The organism is Pontibacterium sinense, from assembly GCF_015209595.1.
Lineage (GTDB): Bacteria > Pseudomonadota > Gammaproteobacteria > Pseudomonadales > Balneatricaceae > Pontibacterium > Pontibacterium sinense.
The window spans coordinates 141,059-161,327 of record NZ_JADEYS010000003.1; the positions used below are offsets into that span (position 1 = coordinate 141,059).

Consider the following 20,269-nt stretch of genomic DNA (forward strand, 5'->3'; position numbering starts at 1 on the left):
TGTGATTCACCCCGTTTGTAAAGGTGGCAGATATCCTCACTACAGACTGCTTGTGTGCTTACCTCCGGGTATCCTCAAAGCCATGCCTGCCTTTAGGGCTTAGCTGAAGACTCTAAATAAGCGATCGATTCGATATAGATCTGATTGTCTGTGATTTTCCAGCGTATATCCAGATTGTGAAGTTTTACACCATACACCCGATCCGGGTCTTTCTTTTTGTATGCCGGACGTGGGTCGCAGCTCAGAATTTCACTGATCTGTTCGTCGAGCTTTTCTCCGGTGCGCTCTGTGTACTGACGACAGATTTCTAGTGCAGCGTCAGAATAGACAACGGGCAGGTCCAGCTTTTTAATCTGATCCGCGACGGAAAATTCAGCATCACTGATCACATCGGAATACGGTAGATAGGGTTTGATATCGAGTATCGGTGTACCGTCAAGCAGATCGGCACCGCGGACATCTAAACTGACTTTGTTTCCCTCTATACGTACGGCTTCTAACTTCACCGGTGAAAGTCCGACAGGGTTTGGACGAAAGGGTGAGCGCGTTGCAAAGACGCCCAGCTTTTTATTGCCTCCCAAACGTGGGGGGCGTACCAGTGGACTCCAGCCTTTATCCACACACTCACTGAAGACAAACACCAACCAGATATGGCTGCATTGCTCTAAACCTCGTACTGCGTCAGCCGAGCTGAACTCGGGCAGAAGCTCAATGGTTGAGACGATGCTATTTGCCAGACCTGGCTGACGAGGGATGCCAAACTTTTCTTTAAATGCACTGCGAACCACCGCGACAGGCTGCACGTTAAGGGACTCGATCAAGCGTTATTCCCCGGATACAGCTGGCCTTTAATTTGAGCAGTGATGGCCAGACGTTCTTCATCAGTGAGTTTCAGGCTGTTCAGGCCTTTCTTCAGGCCCGCCAGAATGTCCAACTTTTGATTGTCTTCGACATTCATTCCAATACGTGACAGTTCCAGGGACAGGATCATCGCGGTTTGTTCGGGCGTCTGTGCGTACTCAGGATTTTCATCGCGGACCTTGCAGGCATGGCCGATGAACTCTCGGGTTAACTGGCAGGCGCGGTCGGCTAGATTATCGGAAGAAATGGTCATCGTTTGAGCCTCTCAAAACGAACTCTGAATCGAATAGGGTTACGATTATAACAAACCACTCAGACCGTCAAACAGCAGCTTAGTGCCTGCCAGCGTCAATAATCCGTAACAGATACGGTAGAACCAACGATCATCGATGCGATGGTGGAGAAAACTGCCAAGATAGACGCCCAGTGGTGCCAAAGGTGCCAGCACAAGTGCAGTGAGCAGGGTGTCGCTGGTGAACTGTCCGAGCCAGAAATAGGGGACCAGTTTGATGTAGTTTACGGCGGTAAAAAAGATCACCGTGGTGCCCACAAAGGCAGATTTGTTCAGTTTCAGGGGTAAAAGGTAGATGTTTAATGGCGCGCCGCCTGCATGAACGCCAAAGCTGGTGAAGCCCCCGATAATGCCCCAGAATCCGCCACGCCAGACACTGGCTGGTTTAGCTTCATCACTCCCTTTGCCGCGTAGATGGTTGAGCACAAATGCCATGGCGACCAGACCGATCATCAGCTTGATCTGAGCTTCATTCAGGTAATGAAAGCTGAACGTTCCGATGATAATACCCAGCAGTGCGGCGGGCAGTAGAATGGAAAGGTGGGTCCAATCCGCATACTGGCGAAATCTTACCACCCCGAAGATATCCATCAGACAGAGGATGGGTAACATGATCGCGGCAGCTTGAACGGGTGAGATCGCGAATGACATCATAGGTACCGCAATTAACCCAAGGCCGCCCCCGAAGCCTCCTTTAGATATTCCGGTAATCAACACAGCAGGGATGGCAAACAGGTAAAACAGAGGGAGATCAATCACATCAAGGGTTCCAGTCAAAACAAAAAACTCTGAACACCGGTAAGTGATTGGTTCACTTATGATGTTCAGAGTTGTGACATAGCTAGTATAACGAGCGAGTTAGGTATTTAGTTCAGGACCTGTTGCAGATACTGTTCGATTGCGTCCTGGCTAAGCTCGCTGTGTTCCAGCGTGACTGAGATAAAACCATCGCCACGGAAGCTGCGATCCAGTTCCATCAGTACATGGGTGCGGTTCGATTCAGGCACAAAGGAGACCTCGACCTCTTTAATACCAAACAAGCCGCCACTTTGTGGACGGAATTCCAGCTCTTGATAAGCACCGGCACTGGATGCAAAACCGTCACCCCGCAGGAAGCCTTTTTCAACGTCAGCACTGTTAAGGTAATAGCCGCAATTTTCCAGTGCGCCAACAAAGGCCCGCATAGCGTCGGTCGGAACAATGTTCAGTGGATCTTTGTCGCTGGCATCCAGCGCCATGTCGATCTCAAGACCGGTTGCCAGCCAAACCTGGCAGCGGTTGCTATTGCAGTGCAGTGCAGTAATGGGTGTTTCCTGATGCAGCATTGCTTCGAATGGCACAGAGATCGTCTCGCCCGGTTGCAGGGTCACTTTTTCCTGTACCAGCCATTTCTGCAGTTTTATGTTTTCGTTGTGTTCACCATCATCGGTTTCGACTTCTGCGCGGGTGACCAAGGCCAGTTCGATACCTGAGATATCCTGTTCTACATCACCCGCCGTAATCTCGATGGTGGCTCTGAATGGCTGGCCGGGCATTAACGTATCGGTTTCCAGCACGGTGTCTACTTTTGCGGCGCCAATCCCTACGCTGGCCAGTAATTTCTTAAACATCTACGAATTCCTTTATTCCATCTTTAAATCACTAAACGTTTTCTAACACAGGCTTCAATACACTGCGATCACGCCATTTATCTGCAGGTGGCTGGTAGGTTTTGAATGCCTGTAATATTTGATCGACCGAGTTTTCTACAACCAGCATACGGCTGTATTCCTCGCGGATGAACTGCTGATTTTCTGCATGTTGGATAAATTCGAGCAGCTTATTGTAGAAGCCTGATACGTTATAGAGTGCACAGGGCTTGTGATGAACTCCCAGCTGCGCCCAGCACCAAACTTCGAATAGCTCTTCCAGTGTGCCGGTGCCACCGGGCATGGCAATAAATCCGTCGGCAAGTTCTGACATGATCGCCTTACGGTGGTGCATATCACGCACTTGTTTCAGCTCTGTCAGATGAGGGTGTGCCAGTTCTTTGTCGACAAGAACATCCGGCATCACGCCGATGACTTTGCCTCCGGCGTCCAGTGCGCCGTCAGCAGTTGCCCCCATCAGGCCAACCGAGGCTCCTCCGTAAACCAACTCGATCCCTTGTCTTGCCAGAGTCTGACCAAGATCATAAGCCGCCTGCATATATATCGATTCTGAGGGGCCTTCCGATGATCCACAATATACTGCTACTTTCATAGATACTGCTCTATCCATCGATTCTATTCGTCCGTTCATAGTATCGACTTCAGCTATAGGAGGATATGTCAGGCCGGAATAACATTGTTCCTTTATGTGTGAATGGGGGCGTTTAGTTGGATCAGCCCATATATTTTGATTAGGATGGATGAGCGTCACTCATAGATCACCTCGCAGGTGATGAAGTGTCATCTGCTTGTATAGGGGTGGCGGGAAACAGCTGCCTAAATTATAGGATTCAACACCGTCTTATCATGAACAAGATTGCGATCTTCGTTGACGTACAAAATATCTACTACACCACCCGTGAAACTTACGGGCGACAGTTTAACTACCATAAGCTGTGGCAACGCATTGGTTGTACTGGGGAGATCGTTTCTGCAACGGCCTATGCGATCGACCGGGGGGACAGTAGGCAGGAGAAGTTCCAGACTGCGCTAAAACATATCGGTTTTGACGTAAAGCTCAAACCGTTTATCCAGCGCAGCGATGGCTCAGCGAAAGGTGACTGGGACGTGGGTATCACCATTGATGTAATGGACGCGGCCCGTGAGATCGATACGGTGGTGCTGCTCTCTGGCGACGGTGATTTTGATCTGCTGTTAAGAAAGATACGTCAGGATTTTGACGTTGATGCGATTGTTTATGGCGTCCCGGGACTTACTGCTAACTCACTGATCAACGAGGCAACGAGCTTTTACCCGATCGATCAGGATCTGCTGCTCTAAACTTCTAAGGCTCCCTTGCTTATGGCCAAACCCAATCCGAAAGGCCCAACCAAAACCGTTGATATCTTTTGTGCCCGCTGCAAAACCAAACTGTACCGCTACCGCAAAGGGGGCAAAGGCGCTCTGGTAAAATGCTTCAAAGAGCGGATCAGCGAAGACTTTACGCAGGAGCCTTGTACCTGTCCCGGTTGTGATGCGGTATTTGCCCGCGAGATGCTTATCCGGGGCGTGCCCGCGTATAAGATGATCGGCGGCAAAGTGACGATGAAGTGATGTTGCCTATCGATCTTCTGCCGTGCGTACCAATACCCAGACATCAATGACCTGTTGGGGGGACTGACGCAGGTGCTTGCAAATCTCCCGGACAGTTGTACCTGTAGTCATAACATCATCGATCAGGACGATATGCTGAGCTGAATAAGGACGGCACTCAAACGCCGCTTTCAGATTTTTCTGTCGGCTACTGCGATCCAATGACATCTGCTGAGCGGTCGCACGGGTTTTAGACAACAGGTCGCATCTAACTGGAATGCCTAATTGCCTGCCTACACCTCTTGCCAGAATTTCAGCTTGGTTATAACCCCGCTCTCGCAGTCGACTGCGGTGTAATGGAACGGGTATTAACACATCAGGCTGTGGCGCATTGGATAAGTGCCTTGCCATCAGCTCCGCCAATGCGGCCATGTAGACCGGTTTGTCGTGGTATTTGATCTGGGCGATCAGTTGATTGACCGGAAACTGATAGTCAAATAACGCGGAAACAGATTGAAACGCGGGTGTCTTTGCAGAGCACTGTTGGCAGAGATGATCGTGTTCCTGTGGCAGGAAACAGCATGGACAGTGATGCTTGATCCATGGCAGATCCTTTACGCAGTCGCTGCATATTCCCTGAGTACGTTTTGTGCGTCCTTTACATAAAACGCACTGGCTAAAAAATAGCCTGTAGTTATCTTGGTGTTTGTTCATTGGTTGACAGTTCCTTCTGTCCCTATATCATTAGTCCATAGTGAGTGTGCGGGTCTATTTCTATCCGCATATTGAAGGATTTTCGAGGGGAAACAGAAACGATGCAAGAGCAAGCACCTATCCGTCATGAGTGGTCAGAAGAAGAGGTTCGTGCCCTGTTTGCACTGCCGTTTAATGACCTGATGTTTCAGGCGCAAACTGTGCACCGTCAGAACTTCGATCCCAATGAAGTGCAGGTGAGTACACTGTTGTCGATCAAAACCGGTGCCTGCCCGGAAGATTGTAAATACTGCCCACAGAGTGGCCACTACAACACCGGTCTGGAAAAAGAACGCCTGATGCAGGTGGAAAAGGTGTTGGAGAAGGCGCGTAAAGCGAAAGAGACCGGTTCTACCCGTTTCTGTATGGGCGCTGCCTGGAAACATCCTGCCGATAAAGATATGCCGTATGTTGTTGATATGGTGAAGCAGGTGAAGGCTCTGGGGCTGGAAACCTGCATGACACTGGGCATGCTGGATGAAGATAAAGCTGAGCAGCTAGCTGATGCGGGTCTGGATTATTACAACCACAATCTGGATACCTCACCTGAGTTTTACGACAAGATTATCACCACCCGTACCTATCAGGATCGTCTGGATACCCTGCACAACGTGCGTGAATCCGGTATGAAAATCTGCAGTGGCGGTATTCTGGGTATGGGTGAAACAGCGACCGACCGCATCGGTTTGTTGCGTCAGTTGGCTAATATGCCGGTACCGCCGGAAAGTGTGCCTATCAATATGTTGGTGAAGGTTGCAGGTACGCCGCTGGAAAATGCCGATGATCTGGACAATCTGGACTTCCTGCGTACTATCGCTGTTGCACGTATCATGATGCCAGCGTCTCACGTACGTTTGTCTGCAGGCCGTGAAGCGATGAGCGATGAAATGCAGGCGATGGCGTTTATGGCTGGTGCGAACTCCATCTTTTACGGTGAGTGTCTGCTGACCACGCCAAACCCTGAAACACATCGTGACCTTCAGCTGTTTAAGCGTCTGGGCATTAACCCGGAACAGCGTATCTCTGAGAACGACGAAACACAGCAGCAGGTGATTATGAAAGATCTGCAGAAGCAGCAGGACAGCTCACACTTCTACGAAGCCTGATCACCTCCTGATCATATTTACGCAGGTTCTCCTTTAATGAGAGAGCCTGCGCACCTTCCTCTGTTGATCGGATCTGCTTATGTCATTTGATCAGTTACGGGATGAACTGACCGCCCGTAAATCCCAATCCCTTTATCGTCAGCGACGTATGCTGGAAAGCCCTCAGGCCCCTGAAGTACAGGTGGACGGCAAGCGTTATCTGGCGTTCTGCTCTAACGACTATCTTGGTCTGGCCAACCACCCGGATGTTATTCAGGCGCTGAAACAGGGCGCTGATCAGTACGGTGTGGGGGGCGGCGCGTCTCATCTGGTGAACGGTCATAGTCTGGCACACCATGAGTTGGAAGAAGCGCTGGCCGAATTTACGGGGCGTCCGCGTGCGCTGCTGTTTTCCACGGGTTACATGGCTAACCTCGGCGCAGTGAATGCCTTGCTGGATAAGCGTGATGCGGTATTTGAAGATCGTATCAACCACGCCTCGTTGCTGGATGCGGGACTGCTGAGCGGGGCTCGTTTTCAGCGTTACCTGCATAACGATGCACAAAGCCTGACCCAGCGTCTTGAGCGCAGTGATGCCCGTCGTAAGTTGGTTGTCACCGACGGCGTATTCAGTATGGACGGAGATATTGCCGATCTGCCTGAGTTGTGTAAAAGCGCTAAAGCCCAGAATGCCTGGGTGATGGTGGATGATGCGCATGGCTTCGGCTGTGTCGGCAAAGGTGGTCGGGGCTGTGTTGAGCATTTTGATCTCGGGCAAGATGACGTTCAGGTGTTAGTCGGTACCTTGGGTAAAGCCTTCGGCACGGCTGGGGCCTTTGTTGCCGGTAGCGAAGAGCTGATCGAAACCTTGGTACAGCACGCACGGACCTATATTTACACCACCAGTATGCCGCCAGCCGTAGCGATGGCGACACTGGCGAGCCTGAAGATCCTGCGCGACGAAGAGTGGCGTCGGGATAAACTGGCTGCACTGATCAATCAGTTCCGTGACGGTTGTGAGCAACTGGGGTTGGAATTGATGGATTCACCGACACCGATACAGCCGATTATGGTTGGGGATTCCGCTGAAGCGATGCGCATGAGTGCCGCGATTGAAGCTGAAGGCATTTTTATCGGTGCAATTCGTCCACCGACTGTACCGCAGGGCAGTGCCCGGCTGCGTGTGACGTTCAGTGCAACCCATACCGAAGCGCAGGTGACACGCTTGCTGGATGTACTTGAAAAAGTGAGTCAGAAACGTGATTAAACTGTACACGGAAACCTGTGGAAATCCGTCAAAGCCTGATCTGGTCTTACTGCATGGCTGGGGAATGAGCTCCTCTGTCTGGCAAACGGTTGTACCGTTGCTGGAGCCGCATTTCAGGCTGACATTGATTGATCTGCCTGGGCTGGGAAAATCGCCTGCATTGGAACCTGAGTTTACGTTTGATGCTGCGGTTGATGCGTTGTTGGATGCGGCGCCAGAACGGGCCCATTGGCTGGGTTGGTCCTTGGGTGGCCAGCTTGCTGTTGCGGCTGCGGCTAAAGCACCGGCACGTATTTCGGCGTTGATCACGGTGGCGTCTAACCCATGTTTTGTTGCTCGAAACGATTGGCTGCCAGCGATGGCGACCGATACTTATACCGGCTTTAAAGATGCGCTGAACGATAATCCGACGAAGACGCTGACCCGCTTTATTATGTTGCAAACTCAAGGGGCAGACGCCGGTCGAGAGACCCTGAAACTGCTCAAACAACGGGTCAAAGACGATGCGCCTGCTGCATTGGCGTCTGCGCTGACTTTGTTAGAGACTGATGCACGTGCTTCTCTGATCGATGTGAAACAACCTGTGCTGATGCAGTTTGGCGATAAGGATCTGTTGGTTCCGGTTGCTGCTGCTGAAGCGTGCGCGCACATCAACGACGGCGTGAAAACGACCGTTTATGACGGTGCCGGTCACCTGCCATTTATCTCCCATTCCAAGATGTGGAGCGATGAGGTCATCTGTTTCTTGGCGAGCGTGTCTGCATGAGTCCCTCGGCTTTTGATAAAAAGCGCGTCGCTGATTCTTTCAGTCGTGCTGCCAGCTCTTATGATTCCGTTGCGGAACTGCAACGGGATGTAGGGCATGAACTGCTGACGCGCTTGCCTGACACCCAGCCGGAAGTGGTGATGGATCTGGGCAGTGGCACAGGGTATTTCACTCCACGCCTCAAACAACGTTATCCACAGGCGTTTATGATCAGTCTGGATCTGGCGGAGGGGATGCTTAATTTCTCCCGCGAGCAGCGTCCGGTTGATGATACCGTGTGGTTATGTGGCGATGCAGAAGCGCTGCCGCTGGCGGATAATTCTGTTGACCTGATCTTTACCAGCCTGGCGATTCAGTGGTGTGAGCAGACCGATCGTCTCTTCTCAGAAATCTGCCGAGTGTTAAAACCCGGTGGCCGTTTTGTGTTCAGTACACTGGGTCCGGACACACTGCATGAGCTGCGTAGGGCGTGGGCTCAGGTAGATGATCTGATCCATGTTAATCAGTTTATCGACTGGTCTGAGATGAAAGCGGACGTGCCTGAAATGCTGCATATCGATACCATCGAAACTGAATTTCGCGTCTGCCGGTATGCCCGCTTACGTGATCTGACCAATGAGTTAAAAGGCATCGGTGCTCACAATATGAATGCCGGTCAGCCTTCTGGTTTGACGGGGCGGGCACGGGTCAGAGCGTTTAGCGAAGCCTATGAAGCGCAGCGGCATGCGGAAGGATACCTGCCTGCCACTTACCAAGTGTATTACGGCGTTTTCAGTAAACGTCAGACAAATTAAGCGAAACGAATATGGCGAAGAGAAGCTTTTTTATTACCGGCACGGATACCGATGCAGGTAAAACCATCGTAACCGCCGGTTTACTGGCGGCGGCCAATAAAGCAGGCAAACGGACGATTGGTCTGAAACCTGTGGCAGCTGGCTGTGAAGATACCCCGGAGGGTTTACGCAACTCTGATGCGGTGCTGCTGCAGGAAACCGCCAGTGTAAAGCTGAGTTACGACCAGGTGAACCCCATTGCGTTTGCGCCTGCGATTGCACCGCATATCGCGGCCATGCGAGAAGGTCGTATGATGTCTGGGGACCGTATTGCGGCGTACTGTCGTGGCGCGATGATGCAACCCGCTGATCTGGTGCTGGTGGAGGGTGCGGGGGGCTGGCGTGTTCCGCTGAGCTACCGTGAAACTATGGCGCAGATCCCTAAGTCATTGCAGGTTCCGGTCATTCTGGTGGTGGGAATGAAACTGGGCTGTATCAATCATGCATTGATGAGCGCAGAAAGCATCTCGCGTGACGGTATCCCGTTGGCGGGGTGGATCGCCAATCGCGTCGATGCTGATATGGAGTGTTACGAGGAAAATCGTGACACTATCGCTAATATGCTGCGTGCTCCCATGTTGGCAGAGATCCCTCATGTCACAGAACCAACACCGGACAACATTGCCGAATTTATTGATATTGATCGGCTGTTTTCTGGCTAATTAGTGACCAGATTCTGATTCTGGTCTACACTCCTTTCTGGAAGTATGACTATTTGTAGTGATTTCATCCGTTGATGAACGTGCTGCAGAGTATGAAGGAAGGTTGAGAGGAGGTCCTATGAACGTCACCAATGCACTGCAATCCGGCGTAATCGGACAAAACAGAACCATGGATAATGTCGCTAAGGCATCCGGAGATCTGCATGGCAGCGGAAAATCAGACCATGCCGAGGAAGCAACCGGACGTGAACCAGCCAGTGTCAGTGCGGTAAAAGATACCACTGTGCAGGAAGCGGAAGCGGCAACCACTAAAGTTGTTACACCGACCTCTGAAACTGTGGGCGGTAACATCAATATTCACGTCTGAGTCTATCAGATGGAATTGTCTTCGGCTGGCGCGTTAACCCCACCACTTTTATCTTCACCCGCAGTTACGCCTGCGGGTGACCGTGCTATTCAGCCCGATAAAACTGCCTCACCCGGTAACTCATCGACTAACCTTGAAAGCGCCGCTAAGTCTGTGTCTGAATCGACTGCTGGGCGTAAAGCTGATGGCTCAGAAAAGGATCAGGGGCAATCCGCAAACGGTTCTGTTACACAGCTAACTGACGAACAGCTCAAAGTTGTTCAGGAGCTGGAAGCCCGTGATCGGGAAGTCCGGCAGCACGAGCAGGCGCATGCGTCTGTGGGTGGTCAGCATACGGGTGCACCGTCGCTGGAATATACTCGGGGGCCGGATGGCCGTATGTACGCTACGGGAGGTGAGGTGAGTGTTGATACCTCGGCGGTGGCGAACGATCCCCAAGCGACAATAGAGAAAATGCGTACGGTGATTGCGGCGGCTTTGGCACCGGTAGAGCCTTCAACACAAGACCGTCAGGTCGCAGCGAAAGCGCAAGCCTTGCTGACAGAGGCGCTTGCCAGTTTATCGTTAGAAGAAGACGCTCAAAAGCAGGATGACGCCGATAAAGCGGATGCAGAGAAAGAGGGTGGTCAACCTGAACCAGGTATGTCACCCAACCGCGCATCCCGTGATGCTGCAGTCAGCGCTGTAACCGATGAAAATAATGTATCAGAGCAAACAGCGCACAACGGTGTGAAGACGTTGGATAGCATCCAGTTGGAGATGGAGCGGCGTTTAGTCGAGACAGGTGTGTTTAGTAAGGTCTTTCCAGAAGGCAGTCTGATCGAACAGCAGGTCTAAGCGGGCGGTTTTCACTTTCCCGTTTTCCCCCAAGAGAATTAGAGCTTCTTAGTTCTCTAAAAATCCTAGAACAATTTTTCCGAAAATAGACGGCTTCTCGGCATGTGGCCAGTGGCCTGCCCCCTGCATGAGTTTGTAGCCTGTATTCGGAAACAGGCTAAGCACCTGATCTTTGTGTTCTGGCAGGATGTAGTTGGATTCCCCGCCTTTGATAAACAGGGTTTTTCCCTGAAATGGAGAGCCTTGCGGTGCGGCACCAATCGTGTCGTACTGATCATGCAGTACATCCAGATTCATGCGCCAGTCAAACTGCTTTTCAGTGTTGCGGTAGAGGTTTTTCAGCAGAAATGCACGGACCCCGGGTTCGGCCACGTGTTGAGCCAGTTGTTTGTCCGCTTCGCTGCGTGACTTTAGCTGATCCAGTTGGATCGCATACAACCCTGCAAAGACATCCTGATGATGTGGGCTGTATTCAACCGGAGCGATATCCACGACGATTAACTTGCGGATACGGTCAGGATAATTCAGCGCCAGCTGCATAGCGGCTTTCCCCCCCATCGAGTGCCCCAGAATATGGGCGCTCTCTATACCCAGATCATCCATCAACTCAACAATATCCGCGGCCATGGATGGGTAATCCATGATTGGGTCATGGCAAGAGCGACCATGGTTGCGCATATCCACTGCGACCACCTGAAAATGTTCTGACAGTGCTTTGATCTGCGTACCCCAGTTTTCATAGGTACCAAACAGGCCATGCATGATGATCAGCGGTTCACCGTTGCCATAGATCTGGTGGAATAGTTTCACAGGGAGGTATCTCCGGATGAAGAGTGTTAAGAGAGGGGAGGTGCCAGCCGGTAAGATGACCGGCTGGCAAACGTGAAGCGGCTTACAGGATTTCCAGCAGCTCTACGTCAAATACCAGTGCAGAGTATGGAGGGATGCCGCCTGGGGAACCCTGAGCACCGTATGCCAGGTTGTAAGGGACATACAAACGCCATTTAGAGCCTTTGGTCATCAGCTGCAATGCTTCAGTCCAGCCAGCGATAACGCCGCCTACAGGGAATTCAGCTGGCTGACCGCGGTCGTAGGAGCTATCAAAGACTTTACCGTCGATGAATGTGCCGTGGTAATGTGTGCGAACTTTGGAGCTGGCAACAGGTTTTTCGCCATCTGCTTCACCCGCTTCAACGATTTCGTACTGCAGGCCGGATTCCAGAGTGACAACACCTTCACGTTTAGCATTGTCTGCCAGGAACTCTTCACCCGCTTTTACGAACTGTTCTGCCTGCTTCTGCTGTTCTTCCTGCAGACGCTGGTTGATAACGTCAAAAGCAGCCTGAATTTCGCTGACTTCGATCGCCATCGCTTCGCCGTTAAAAGAATCGCGGATACCTGCGGAGAGTGCATTCAGGTCTACGCCTTCAAAGCTGTTGCTTGCCAGCTGATCGCCCATCTGACGACCGATGCCGTAGCTCGCTTTCTGTTCGGTTGTTTCCAGTTTCAGTTCGGACATGTTGTCTGTTCCAGAGATGTTAAGACCGGCGGTGCGTCGGCCTGATTAGTTGTTGAGAAATAATATTGGGTCGACGCGCACATTATTCAAGCTTACGCTCCAATGAAGATGTGGTCCGGTAACGCGGCCGGTCTTTCCGATCAGGCCAAGGGTGTCACCAGTCTTGAGTTTATCGCCCGGTTTTACGTCGATACGGCTCATATGGCAGTACATGGTGGTCAAACCCTGTCCGTGGTCCATGATGACCGTATTGCCATTAAAAAAGTAATTGCCGGTGGTGAGCACCGTGCCTGAGGCGGGTGCCGTAATCGGTGCGCCGAGTGGGGCTGCGATATCCAATCCACTGTGAGGATTGCGGGGTTGTTTGTTAAAAAAGCGCTTCAGGCCAAAAGGGCTGCTGAATGGACCTTTTGCGGGCAGGGCAAATGTGACCGGAGGTTGAGCAATAGGATCCCAGTGTTTGAACGCGCCGACCATCTCTGCTTTTTCCCGTCGCCAGCGTTTGACCTGCTCCGGATCAGGATTCACGTGTTTCTTGTTTTTGATGGTTAAATACTGCGCTTTGTACTCTTTATCCTCGATCGTAAACGGATACTTCTCCCCACCGGCTGAAATGACCAGCTTCTGTGCTGACTTTGCTTTGAGTGGGATGCCAACAACGGCCAGCCAACGCGTCTGATTTTCGTAGGCAGTCCCTGTGGCACTGACGACCATCACGCGATTTCCGCGAAAATCGGCTTTTGGTGCTGAGGCGGAAACAATACCGGACAATGGCACCACGGCGATTCCGCCCGGCACCCGCGATTCTTTGGGTAGATCACCCGCATAAAGGGCGGTGCTGAGGATCAGTGCCAGGGATGTAGTCACGAGTGGTTTCATCAAACGCATCAGTTATTCTCCGTAATAATATCGTCGACGGTGCATTGCAGGCGGCCTTGTTGTAAACGGGTCTCTATGCGGTCCCCGACCTGGACCTGTTGACTATCGTGTATGACTTTTCCTTGCGTGTCGTGAACAATGGCATAGCCTCGATCCAGGGTGGCCAGAGGGCTGACCGCATGCAAGCGACCGGCTTGTCCCTTTAATTCCATGCGAGCTTGTAGCAGTCGAGTCTGTAGAAGCTGTTGCAGGTGTTGATAGGACTGCTGCACCTGCTGGCGATAACGGCTTATCTGTTGGTTAGGCTGTTGATTGTTCAGGCGCTGCTGCAGCTGATCCAGCCTGTTTCTGCGTTGATGCAGGCGTTGTTGTATCGCGCGTTGCATTCGCTGTTCCAGATCATCCAGTCGCTGTGATTGCTGCCTTAGCTGATCACCCGGATGGCGCAGGCGGGCACGCAGTGCATGAAGGCGTTCTTGTTTTGTTCGCAGCTGGCGTTGCAGTTGCAGCGATAAGCGCTGGCGTGACTGGTTCAGACGCAGTTGCAGGTTGCGCTGGTCCGGACTCACCATCTCGGCGGCGGCTGAGGGAGTGGGCGCACGGACATCAGCAACAAAATCGGTAATGACGACATCCACTTCGTGTCCCACTGCGCTGATCACTGGAATCTGGCTATTAAACACGGCACGGGCCACCGGTTCTTCGTTAAAGGCCCAGAGATCTTCCAGCGATCCACCGCCCCGTCCGACGATTAACACATCACATGCGTTGTGCCTGTTGGCAAGTGCAATCGCCCGTACAATTTGCGCGGTGGCGTCTTCACCTTGTACAGCGGTCGGGTACAGCGTGACCGGTAATCCGGGAAAGCGCCGCTCCAGAACGGTCAGGGCATCGTGCACAGCGGCGCCCGTAGGCGAGGTGATAATGCCAATATGAGAGGGGTGGTCGGGTAGTGGTTGTTTGCGCTGACTATCAAACAGGCCTTCGTGATGCAGGCGTGCTTTTAACTCTTCATAAGCCTGCTGTAATTTGCCTGACCCGCTTTCCTCCATATAGTCACAGATCAGCTGATAGTCACCGCGACCTTCATAAAGGCTGACTTTAGCGCGGACAATCACCCGGTCGCCGTTCTTGGGTTGATACTTCAAGAAGTGGCTACGGTTTTTGAACATGGCGCAGCGAACCTGGGCCTTGCTGTCTTTTAATGTGAAATACCAGTGGCCAGAGCTGGGGCGAACAAAGTTGGAGAGTTCGCCTTCCACGCTGATCATCAGGAAGGAGCGTTCAAGTAGGGAGCGTGCCTGTTTGTTCAGCTCGGTGACTGAAATCGCCCGCGTGGTGTTTTGATTATCGCTATACATGGCGCTCATCTTAAACCAAGTTCAGGGTTGGCTGAATCGCCTTGAGGGGGGAATAAGTGCTTTATCTTTCGGTACTTGAGTTTGAGTCATATTGGGATATGAATTTATCGTTGCATATTGCGTTGGATGGATTGAGCAAAAAGTCTAATGGCTGTATAATTCCGCTCTTAATTTTTTCAACGAAATACAGGTTGGCTGCGAATGTTGCGAATCGCTGAAGACGCACTTACTTTTGACGATGTGTTGCTGGTTCCGGGCTACTCAGAAGTATTGCCCAAAGACGTTTCCCTTAAAACCCGTTTGACTAAGGGTATCGAACTGAATATCCCGCTGGTATCTGCGGCGATGGATACAGTGACCGAATCTCGTCTGGCGATTGCGATGGCTCAGGAGGGTGGTATTGGTATCATCCATAAGAACCTGACCATTGAACAGCAGGCAGAAGAAGTTCGTCGTGTGAAGAAGTATGAAGCAGGTGTCGTGAACGATCCTGTGACCTGTTCTTCCGATATGACGGTAGGTGAGCTTCATAAGCTGGCCGCTCAGATGGGATTCTCTGGTTTCCCTGTGATCGATAATGGCGAGCTGGTGGGTCTGGTGACCAGCCGTGATATGCGCTTCGAAAATCATCTGGATGCAACAGTGGCGTCAATTATGACTCCAAAAGAGCGTCTGGTGACGGTTGAAGAAGGTGTGGATAAAGATAAAGTCCGCAACCTGCTGCGTAAGCACCGCATTGAAAAGATCCTGGTCGTTGACGAAGACTTTAAACTTTGCGGCATGATGACCGTGAAGGATATGAACAAAGCTAAGGCGTATCCAAATGCGGCCAAAGATGGTCAGGCTCGCCTGATTGTTGGCGCGGCTGTGGGTACGGGCCCTGAAACACCTGAGCGCGTTGAAGCGCTGGTGAATGCCGGTGTTGATGTCATTATTGTTGATACTGCACATGGCCACTCCAAAGGTGTAATTGATCGTGTCGCTTGGGTTAAGCAAACTTTCCCTCAGGTACAGGTCATTGGTGGCAACATTGCGACAGCTGAAGCGGCCATTGCGCTGGCTGAAGCGGGTGCTGATGGTGTGAAAGTGGGCATCGGTCCTGGTTCTATCTGTACAACACGTATCGTTGCAGGTGTAGGTGTGCCGCAGATCAGTGCTGTTGCTAATGTTTCTGCTGCACTGGAAAAATACGGTATCCCAGCTATTGCAGACGGCGGTATTCGTTTCTCTGGCGATCTGGCAAAAGCGATCGTTGCAGGTGCTTCTGCCGTGATGGTGGGCTCCATGCTGGCGGGTACTGATGAAGCGCCGGGCGAAGTTGAACTGTTCCAGGGGCGTGCCTTCAAATCCTACCGTGGTATGGGTTCGCTGGGTGCAATGGGTCAGACAACGGGTTCTTCCGATCGTTATTTCCAGGACGCAAATGCAGGCGTAGAGAAGCTGGTACCGGAAGGCATTGAAGGTCGTGTACCTTGTAAAGGTCCGATGGCCGGTGTTGTGCACCAGCTGATGGGCGGTGTGCGTGCTTCCATGGGTTACACCGGCAGTGCAAGCATTGACGTAATGCGCTCTGTGCCACAGTTTGTACGAATCACTAACGCTGGTATGGCTGAGAGCCACGTCCATGACGTGAGCATCACTAAAGAAGCGCCAAACTACCGCGTCGGTTAATTTTTATTCATTATGACGAATGGGGTGGTGTGAACCGCCCCATTTTCGTTTCAGATCCTCCACTGGAGTGACAGTAGATGACACAAGATATTCATGCTCAACGCATTCTGATTCTGGATTTCGGTTCCCAGTACACGCAGCTGATTGCACGTCGTGTACGAGAGATTGGTGTTTATTGTGAGATTTACGCCTGGGACCTGGATGATCAGGCTATTCGTGATTTTAATCCAAAAGGGATTATTCTGGCGGGTGGACCTGAGTCTGTAACAGAAGGTGAATCACCACGTGCACCGGATGTGGTATTTGAGCTGGGTGTTCCTGTTCTGGGTATTTGCTACGGCATGCAGACGATGGCCGCACAGATGGGCGGTAAAGTTGAAACCTCTGAAAAGCGTGAGTTTGGTTATGCGAAGGTACGCTTGGAAGATAGCCCAAGTCGTTTGCTGGAAGGGATCGAAGATCACTTAGCGAACAACGGCTCCCTGCTGTTGGATGTGTGGATGAGCCACGGTGACAAGGTTACCGAGCTGCCTGAAGGCTTTGGTATTATCGCGTCTACTGATTCTGCGCCAATTGCTGCGATGTGCCACCCAGAGAAGAACTTCTACGGTGTGCAGTTCCACCCGGAAGTGACGCATACCAAACAGGGTGGTCGTATTCTGGAACGTTTTGTTCTAGAGATCTGTGGCACTGAAGCGTTGTGGAATCCAGCAAACATCATTACTGACCAGATTGAAAAAGTACGTAATCAGGTTGGAGATCAGAAAGTTCTGCTGGGACTGTCCGGTGGTGTGGATTCTTCGGTTGTTGCTGCGCTGTTGCACAAAGCAATTGGTGATCAGCTGACCTGTGTGTTTGTCGATAACGGTTTGTTGCGTAAGCACGAAGGTGATCAGGTAATGGACATGTTCGAGAAGAACATGGGCGTACGTGTTATCCGTTCCGACTCTGAAGAGCTGTTTCTGGGGCGTCTGGGTGGTGAAAGCGATCCAGAGAAAAAACGTAAAATTATCGGTAATACCTTCATTGAAGTATTCGATGAAGAAGCGACTAAGCTGCAGGATGTGCCCTTCCTGGCGCAAGGTACTATCTACCCAGACGTGATTGAGTCTGCTGCATCCAAAACCGGCAAAGCGCACGTAATCAAATCACACCACAATGTGGGTGGTTTGCCTGATGACATGGCGATGGAGCTGGTTGAGCCTCTCCGCGAGTTGTTTAAGGATGAAGTTCGTAAACTGGGTCTGGAACTGGGTCTGCCATACGATATGGTGTACCGTCATCCGTTCCCGGGTCCGGGTCTGGGTGTGCGTATTCTGGGTGAAGTGAAGAAAGAATATGCGGATATCCTGCGTGAAGCTGATGCGATTTTTATCGAAGAGCTACACAAGGCGGATTGGTACCACAAGACCAGTCAGGCATTTGCGGTATTCCTGCCGGTTAAGTCTGTTGGTGTGGTGGGTGACGGTCGTCGTTACGAGTACGTGGTTGCATTGCGTGCAGTTGAGACGATCGATTTCATGACCGCTCGCTGGGCGCATCTGCCATACGAATTGCTGGAAACGGTATCAGGGCGCATCATCAATGAGATCCCTCATGTCTCTCGTGTGACTTACGATGTTAGCTCTAAGCCACCTGCGACGATTGAGTGGGAATAATCACGACTGATTATTTGCCATAATAAAAAGCCCGCTATTGCGGGTTTTTTATTGCGTAGAATATGGGGTTCGGAGCGGTTGTATGCGAGTGAAGAGCAAAGCAGATAGGAGCGGGTTGTTATTCCATGACTGATGAGATGCAGGCACAGCAAGATAATCACTGGATGCAGTGTGCGTTGGCGTTGGCAGAGCGCGCTGCCGATGCGGGTGAGGTGCCCGTGGGGGCCGTGGTTGTGCTGGATAATCAGGTGATTGGTGAGGGCTGGAATCAGCCTATTAGCAGTCATGATCCAACGGCCCATGCTGAAGTGTTAGCTTTGAGAGATGCTGCGCATAAAGTGGGTAATTACCGGTTAGTGGAGGCGGATCTCTATGTCACGATCGAGCCTTGCACTATGTGTGCGGGTGCGATGGTGCATGCACGTGTGAGGCGAGTTGTTTATGGCGCGTCAGAGCCTAAATCTGGTGTCGTTGAAAGTAACGGGCGGTTGCTGGAGCAGCCGTGGATGAATCATCGGGTTGAGGTAACCGCTGGGGTGTTAGCAGATCAGTGCAGTGAGCGGATTAGTTTGTTCTTTAAGCAGCGTCGTGCAGAGAAGAAAGCTGCTAAGCAAGCCGCCAGAAAGTCACTATCACCGGACGAGGGCTAAGAGCTCAATCAGAGCGCCAGGGGCGGTGTCTTGAGATTGTTTAGTTTCTTTTCGCTTTCGGTCATTTCCTGAGGTGTCAGGTGTTGTGCTTCTCGCATCTGGCGTAGCTGAACCTCCCACCGAATCAGTTCCAGGTAGCGCTGGATGTTCTTAACATAAATGACCGGTTCGTAACCGCGGGCGTAACCACGTTTCACGGTTTTATAGTAGCGGGGTTTGGTGAGCAGTGGTAAGAACTCGCGCACGTGGTCCCATCGGTTGGGGTCTTTACCAGCACGCTGTGTCAGAATTCGTGCGTCTTCGAGATGACCGAATCCTACGTTGTAACTGGCTAGGGCAAACCAAATTTTGTCTTCCTGCCTTACCCGTTCCGGGATCTTCTTAATGACTTTCTGAAAGTAGCGGGCACCGCCACGTATGCTTTGTTCTGCATCGATACGATCGGTCACGCCGACTTCCTTAGCCGTAGCCTTGGTCAACATCATGACTCCGCGTACCCCGGTTGGGGATACCGCCTTGCTGTTCCAGTGTGATTCCTGATAAGCAATAGCTGATAGCAGTTGCCAGTCGATTCCGGTTTCAGCTTCCGCATCGTGGAAATAGGGTTCCAGCAGGGGGAAGCGTTCTTCCATTTGTTTTCGAAAGGTCACGGTATCGAAGAAATTGAGCCGGTTTTCTCGCTGGAGGTATTTTACCTTCAGTCTTTCAATCAACTGTTCGGTTTCTGGTTTCTGGAAGAAACGCTCAAGTGCCAGCTTTAATGAGTTGTCCGGGTGTGGTGAGTACATCCAGGCGAGGGGTTGAGGTTCAGTCAGAGGGATGCTTTTGTTGACGCCCGGGAAATATGAACTGTGCGATTCGTAAGTCACGGTATCCATGACAGTGAAATCAATACTGCGTGTGTGCACCTGCTCCAGTAGATCGATTGTGGAGCTATCAGGGCTTTCCGTCCAGGTTAGATCAGGATTATCCGCTTTTAATGCTAGCAGGGCCTCAATGTGGCTGCTGTTAGCAGGAACCACTAACGTCCGTTCTTTAAGGTCATCAAGGGTTTTAGGTGCTGGTCGGCCTTGCGTAATCCGGTAGATCAATGCAGAACTGGTCTGTAGATAAGGTGGGGCAAAGGCAAACTGTTCCAAACGTTGTGGTGTCACTGTGAGATTGGCACCGGCCAGATGCGCATCACGATTCTTAATAATGGTGAATATTTCGCTGAACGTGGGAGCGAGTACAACCTCAAGCTCAACTTTGATGAAGCTGGCGAAGGCTTGGGCTAACTCATATTCGAAACCGGCAGGGTCGCCTTTTTCGAGAAAGTAGGTGCTCGGTGTATTGCGCGTCACGAATTTCAGGCTGCCGGATTCTCGGATGGCCTGAAGCTCGGTTTTACTGTTGTAGCTAAGGATGGCAGGGGTGATCAGCAGGATCATAATCCCGATTACATGCACTACATCCTTCTTGCGTTTAAGATCAAACAACATAAGCGCGCTATTTCTGGTATCCCATAGGGTGTTTCAGGTAAAATTACTGCCTGATTTTCTCCTGTAACCACGGCCTGCCCGACAACCTTTTAAGAGGCTTGTAAAA

Annotated in this window: 23 protein-coding genes; 12 read left to right on the top strand and 11 right to left on the bottom strand. The window is 51.5% G+C overall.

Annotated features, from left to right (window positions below; genetic code table 11):
* Positions 1-92: 92 nt before the first annotated feature.
* The 5 genes from tsaA to IOQ59_RS04340 all read right to left on the bottom strand — a co-directional run bounded on the left by tsaA (position 93) and on the right by IOQ59_RS04340 (position 3,394).
* Positions 93-821 (bottom strand): tRNA (N6-threonylcarbamoyladenosine(37)-N6)-methyltransferase TrmO, encoded by a 729-nt coding sequence (gene tsaA / locus IOQ59_RS04320; RefSeq protein ID WP_228050679.1) that lies wholly within the window; start codon positions 819-821, stop codon positions 93-95.
* Complete coding sequence (locus tag IOQ59_RS04325; protein WP_193952031.1) at positions 818-1,114, bottom strand: hypothetical protein; 297 nt, start codon at positions 1,112-1,114, stop codon at positions 818-820. The genes tsaA and IOQ59_RS04325 overlap by 4 nt, the downstream gene beginning before the upstream one ends.
* Positions 1,115-1,159: 45 nt before the next feature.
* Positions 1,160-1,912 carry a sulfite exporter TauE/SafE family protein gene (locus IOQ59_RS04330; protein ID WP_193952032.1) on the bottom strand — a complete coding sequence of 251 codons (753 nt, stop codon included), beginning with the start codon at positions 1,910-1,912 and terminating at the stop codon, positions 1,160-1,162.
* A 107-nt stretch (positions 1,913-2,019) separates the two neighbouring features.
* Positions 2,020-2,763, bottom strand: coding sequence for a sporulation protein (locus IOQ59_RS04335; RefSeq protein WP_193952033.1), 744 nt, complete (start codon positions 2,761-2,763; stop codon positions 2,020-2,022).
* Positions 2,764-2,794: 31 nt separating this feature from the next.
* Positions 2,795-3,394 carry an LOG family protein gene (locus IOQ59_RS04340; RefSeq protein WP_193952034.1) on the bottom strand — a complete coding sequence of 200 codons (600 nt, stop codon included), beginning with the start codon at positions 3,392-3,394 and terminating at the stop codon, positions 2,795-2,797.
* Between the two features lie 254 nt (positions 3,395-3,648).
* Between IOQ59_RS04340 and IOQ59_RS04345 the strand changes: the two genes are divergently transcribed.
* Both IOQ59_RS04345 and IOQ59_RS04350 read left to right on the top strand, forming a co-directional pair.
* Complete coding sequence (locus tag IOQ59_RS04345) at positions 3,649-4,122, top strand: NYN domain-containing protein (protein WP_193952035.1); 474 nt, start codon at positions 3,649-3,651, stop codon at positions 4,120-4,122.
* 21 nt (positions 4,123-4,143) lie between these two features.
* The gene (locus tag IOQ59_RS04350; protein WP_193952036.1) at positions 4,144-4,395 is read left to right on the top strand and encodes a hypothetical protein; all 252 of its coding nucleotides are present in this window, start codon (positions 4,144-4,146) and stop codon (positions 4,393-4,395) included.
* A 6-nt stretch (positions 4,396-4,401) separates the two neighbouring features.
* On the opposite strand, the gene IOQ59_RS04355 is transcribed toward IOQ59_RS04350, so the two are convergent.
* A complete protein-coding gene (locus tag IOQ59_RS04355) occupies positions 4,402-5,088 on the bottom strand; it encodes a ComFC family protein (protein WP_193952037.1) in 687 nt (228 codons plus the stop codon).
* A 101-nt stretch (positions 5,089-5,189) separates the two neighbouring features.
* Between IOQ59_RS04355 and bioB the strand changes: the two genes are divergently transcribed.
* The 7 genes from bioB (at position 5,190) to IOQ59_RS04390 (ending at position 10,944) form a co-directional block, all read left to right on the top strand.
* Positions 5,190-6,233, top strand: a complete 1,044-nt coding sequence (gene bioB, locus IOQ59_RS04360) for a biotin synthase BioB (RefSeq protein ID WP_193952038.1) — start codon at positions 5,190-5,192, stop codon at positions 6,231-6,233.
* Positions 6,234-6,312: 79 nt separating this feature from the next.
* Positions 6,313-7,479 (top strand): 8-amino-7-oxononanoate synthase, encoded by a 1,167-nt coding sequence (gene bioF, locus IOQ59_RS04365; RefSeq protein ID WP_193952039.1) that lies wholly within the window; start codon positions 6,313-6,315, stop codon positions 7,477-7,479.
* Entirely contained in the window at positions 7,472-8,245 is a 774-nt protein-coding gene (gene bioH, locus IOQ59_RS04370; RefSeq protein WP_193952040.1) for a pimeloyl-ACP methyl ester esterase BioH, read from the top strand. Before bioF ends, bioH begins: the two co-directional genes overlap by 8 nt.
* Positions 8,242-9,039: a malonyl-ACP O-methyltransferase BioC gene (gene bioC, locus IOQ59_RS04375; protein WP_193952041.1), complete on the top strand. Its 798-nt coding sequence runs from the start codon at positions 8,242-8,244 to the stop codon at positions 9,037-9,039. The genes bioH and bioC overlap by 4 nt, the downstream gene beginning before the upstream one ends.
* An 11-nt stretch (positions 9,040-9,050) precedes the next feature.
* Entirely contained in the window at positions 9,051-9,740 is a 690-nt protein-coding gene (bioD, locus tag IOQ59_RS04380; RefSeq protein WP_193952042.1) for a dethiobiotin synthase, read from the top strand.
* Positions 9,741-9,858: 118 nt separating this feature from the next.
* Positions 9,859-10,107, top strand: coding sequence for a hypothetical protein (locus IOQ59_RS04385; protein ID WP_193952043.1), 249 nt, complete (start codon positions 9,859-9,861; stop codon positions 10,105-10,107).
* 9 nt (positions 10,108-10,116) lie between these two features.
* Positions 10,117-10,944 carry a putative metalloprotease CJM1_0395 family protein gene (locus tag IOQ59_RS04390; protein ID WP_193952044.1) on the top strand — a complete coding sequence of 276 codons (828 nt, stop codon included), beginning with the start codon at positions 10,117-10,119 and terminating at the stop codon, positions 10,942-10,944.
* A 48-nt stretch (positions 10,945-10,992) separates the two neighbouring features.
* Here IOQ59_RS04390 and IOQ59_RS04395 read toward each other — a convergent pair whose 3' ends face one another.
* The 4 genes from IOQ59_RS04395 to xseA form a co-directional block, all read right to left on the bottom strand.
* Positions 10,993-11,754, bottom strand: a complete 762-nt coding sequence (locus IOQ59_RS04395; protein ID WP_193952045.1) for an alpha/beta fold hydrolase — start codon at positions 11,752-11,754, stop codon at positions 10,993-10,995.
* 82 nt (positions 11,755-11,836) lie between these two features.
* Positions 11,837-12,463, bottom strand: a complete 627-nt coding sequence (gene bamJ, locus IOQ59_RS04400; protein ID WP_193952046.1) for a BamJ family beta-barrel-assembly machinery protein — start codon at positions 12,461-12,463, stop codon at positions 11,837-11,839.
* A gap of 45 nt (positions 12,464-12,508) precedes the next feature.
* Positions 12,509-13,351 carry a peptidoglycan DD-metalloendopeptidase family protein gene (locus IOQ59_RS04405; protein WP_193952047.1) on the bottom strand — a complete coding sequence of 281 codons (843 nt, stop codon included), beginning with the start codon at positions 13,349-13,351 and terminating at the stop codon, positions 12,509-12,511.
* The gene (gene xseA / locus IOQ59_RS04410; protein ID WP_228050681.1) at positions 13,351-14,703 is read right to left on the bottom strand and encodes an exodeoxyribonuclease VII large subunit; all 1,353 of its coding nucleotides are present in this window, start codon (positions 14,701-14,703) and stop codon (positions 13,351-13,353) included. Before xseA ends, IOQ59_RS04405 begins: the two co-directional genes overlap by 1 nt.
* Before the next feature lie 201 nt (positions 14,704-14,904).
* Here xseA and guaB point away from each other — a divergent pair, with 201 nt between their 5' ends.
* From guaB to tadA, 3 genes are all read left to right on the top strand, one after another.
* The gene (guaB, locus tag IOQ59_RS04415) at positions 14,905-16,374 is read left to right on the top strand and encodes an IMP dehydrogenase (protein ID WP_193952049.1); all 1,470 of its coding nucleotides are present in this window, start codon (positions 14,905-14,907) and stop codon (positions 16,372-16,374) included.
* Between the two features lie 77 nt (positions 16,375-16,451).
* A complete protein-coding gene (gene guaA / locus IOQ59_RS04420) occupies positions 16,452-18,032 on the top strand; it encodes a glutamine-hydrolyzing GMP synthase (protein ID WP_193952050.1) in 1,581 nt (526 codons plus the stop codon).
* Between the two features lie 125 nt (positions 18,033-18,157).
* Positions 18,158-18,682: a tRNA adenosine(34) deaminase TadA gene (tadA, locus tag IOQ59_RS04425; protein ID WP_193952051.1), complete on the top strand. Its 525-nt coding sequence runs from the start codon at positions 18,158-18,160 to the stop codon at positions 18,680-18,682.
* An 8-nt stretch (positions 18,683-18,690) separates the two neighbouring features.
* Here tadA and mltF read toward each other — a convergent pair whose 3' ends face one another.
* Positions 18,691-20,163 carry a membrane-bound lytic murein transglycosylase MltF gene (gene mltF, locus IOQ59_RS04430; RefSeq protein WP_193952052.1) on the bottom strand — a complete coding sequence of 491 codons (1,473 nt, stop codon included), beginning with the start codon at positions 20,161-20,163 and terminating at the stop codon, positions 18,691-18,693.
* Between the last annotated feature and the right edge of the window lie 106 nt (positions 20,164-20,269).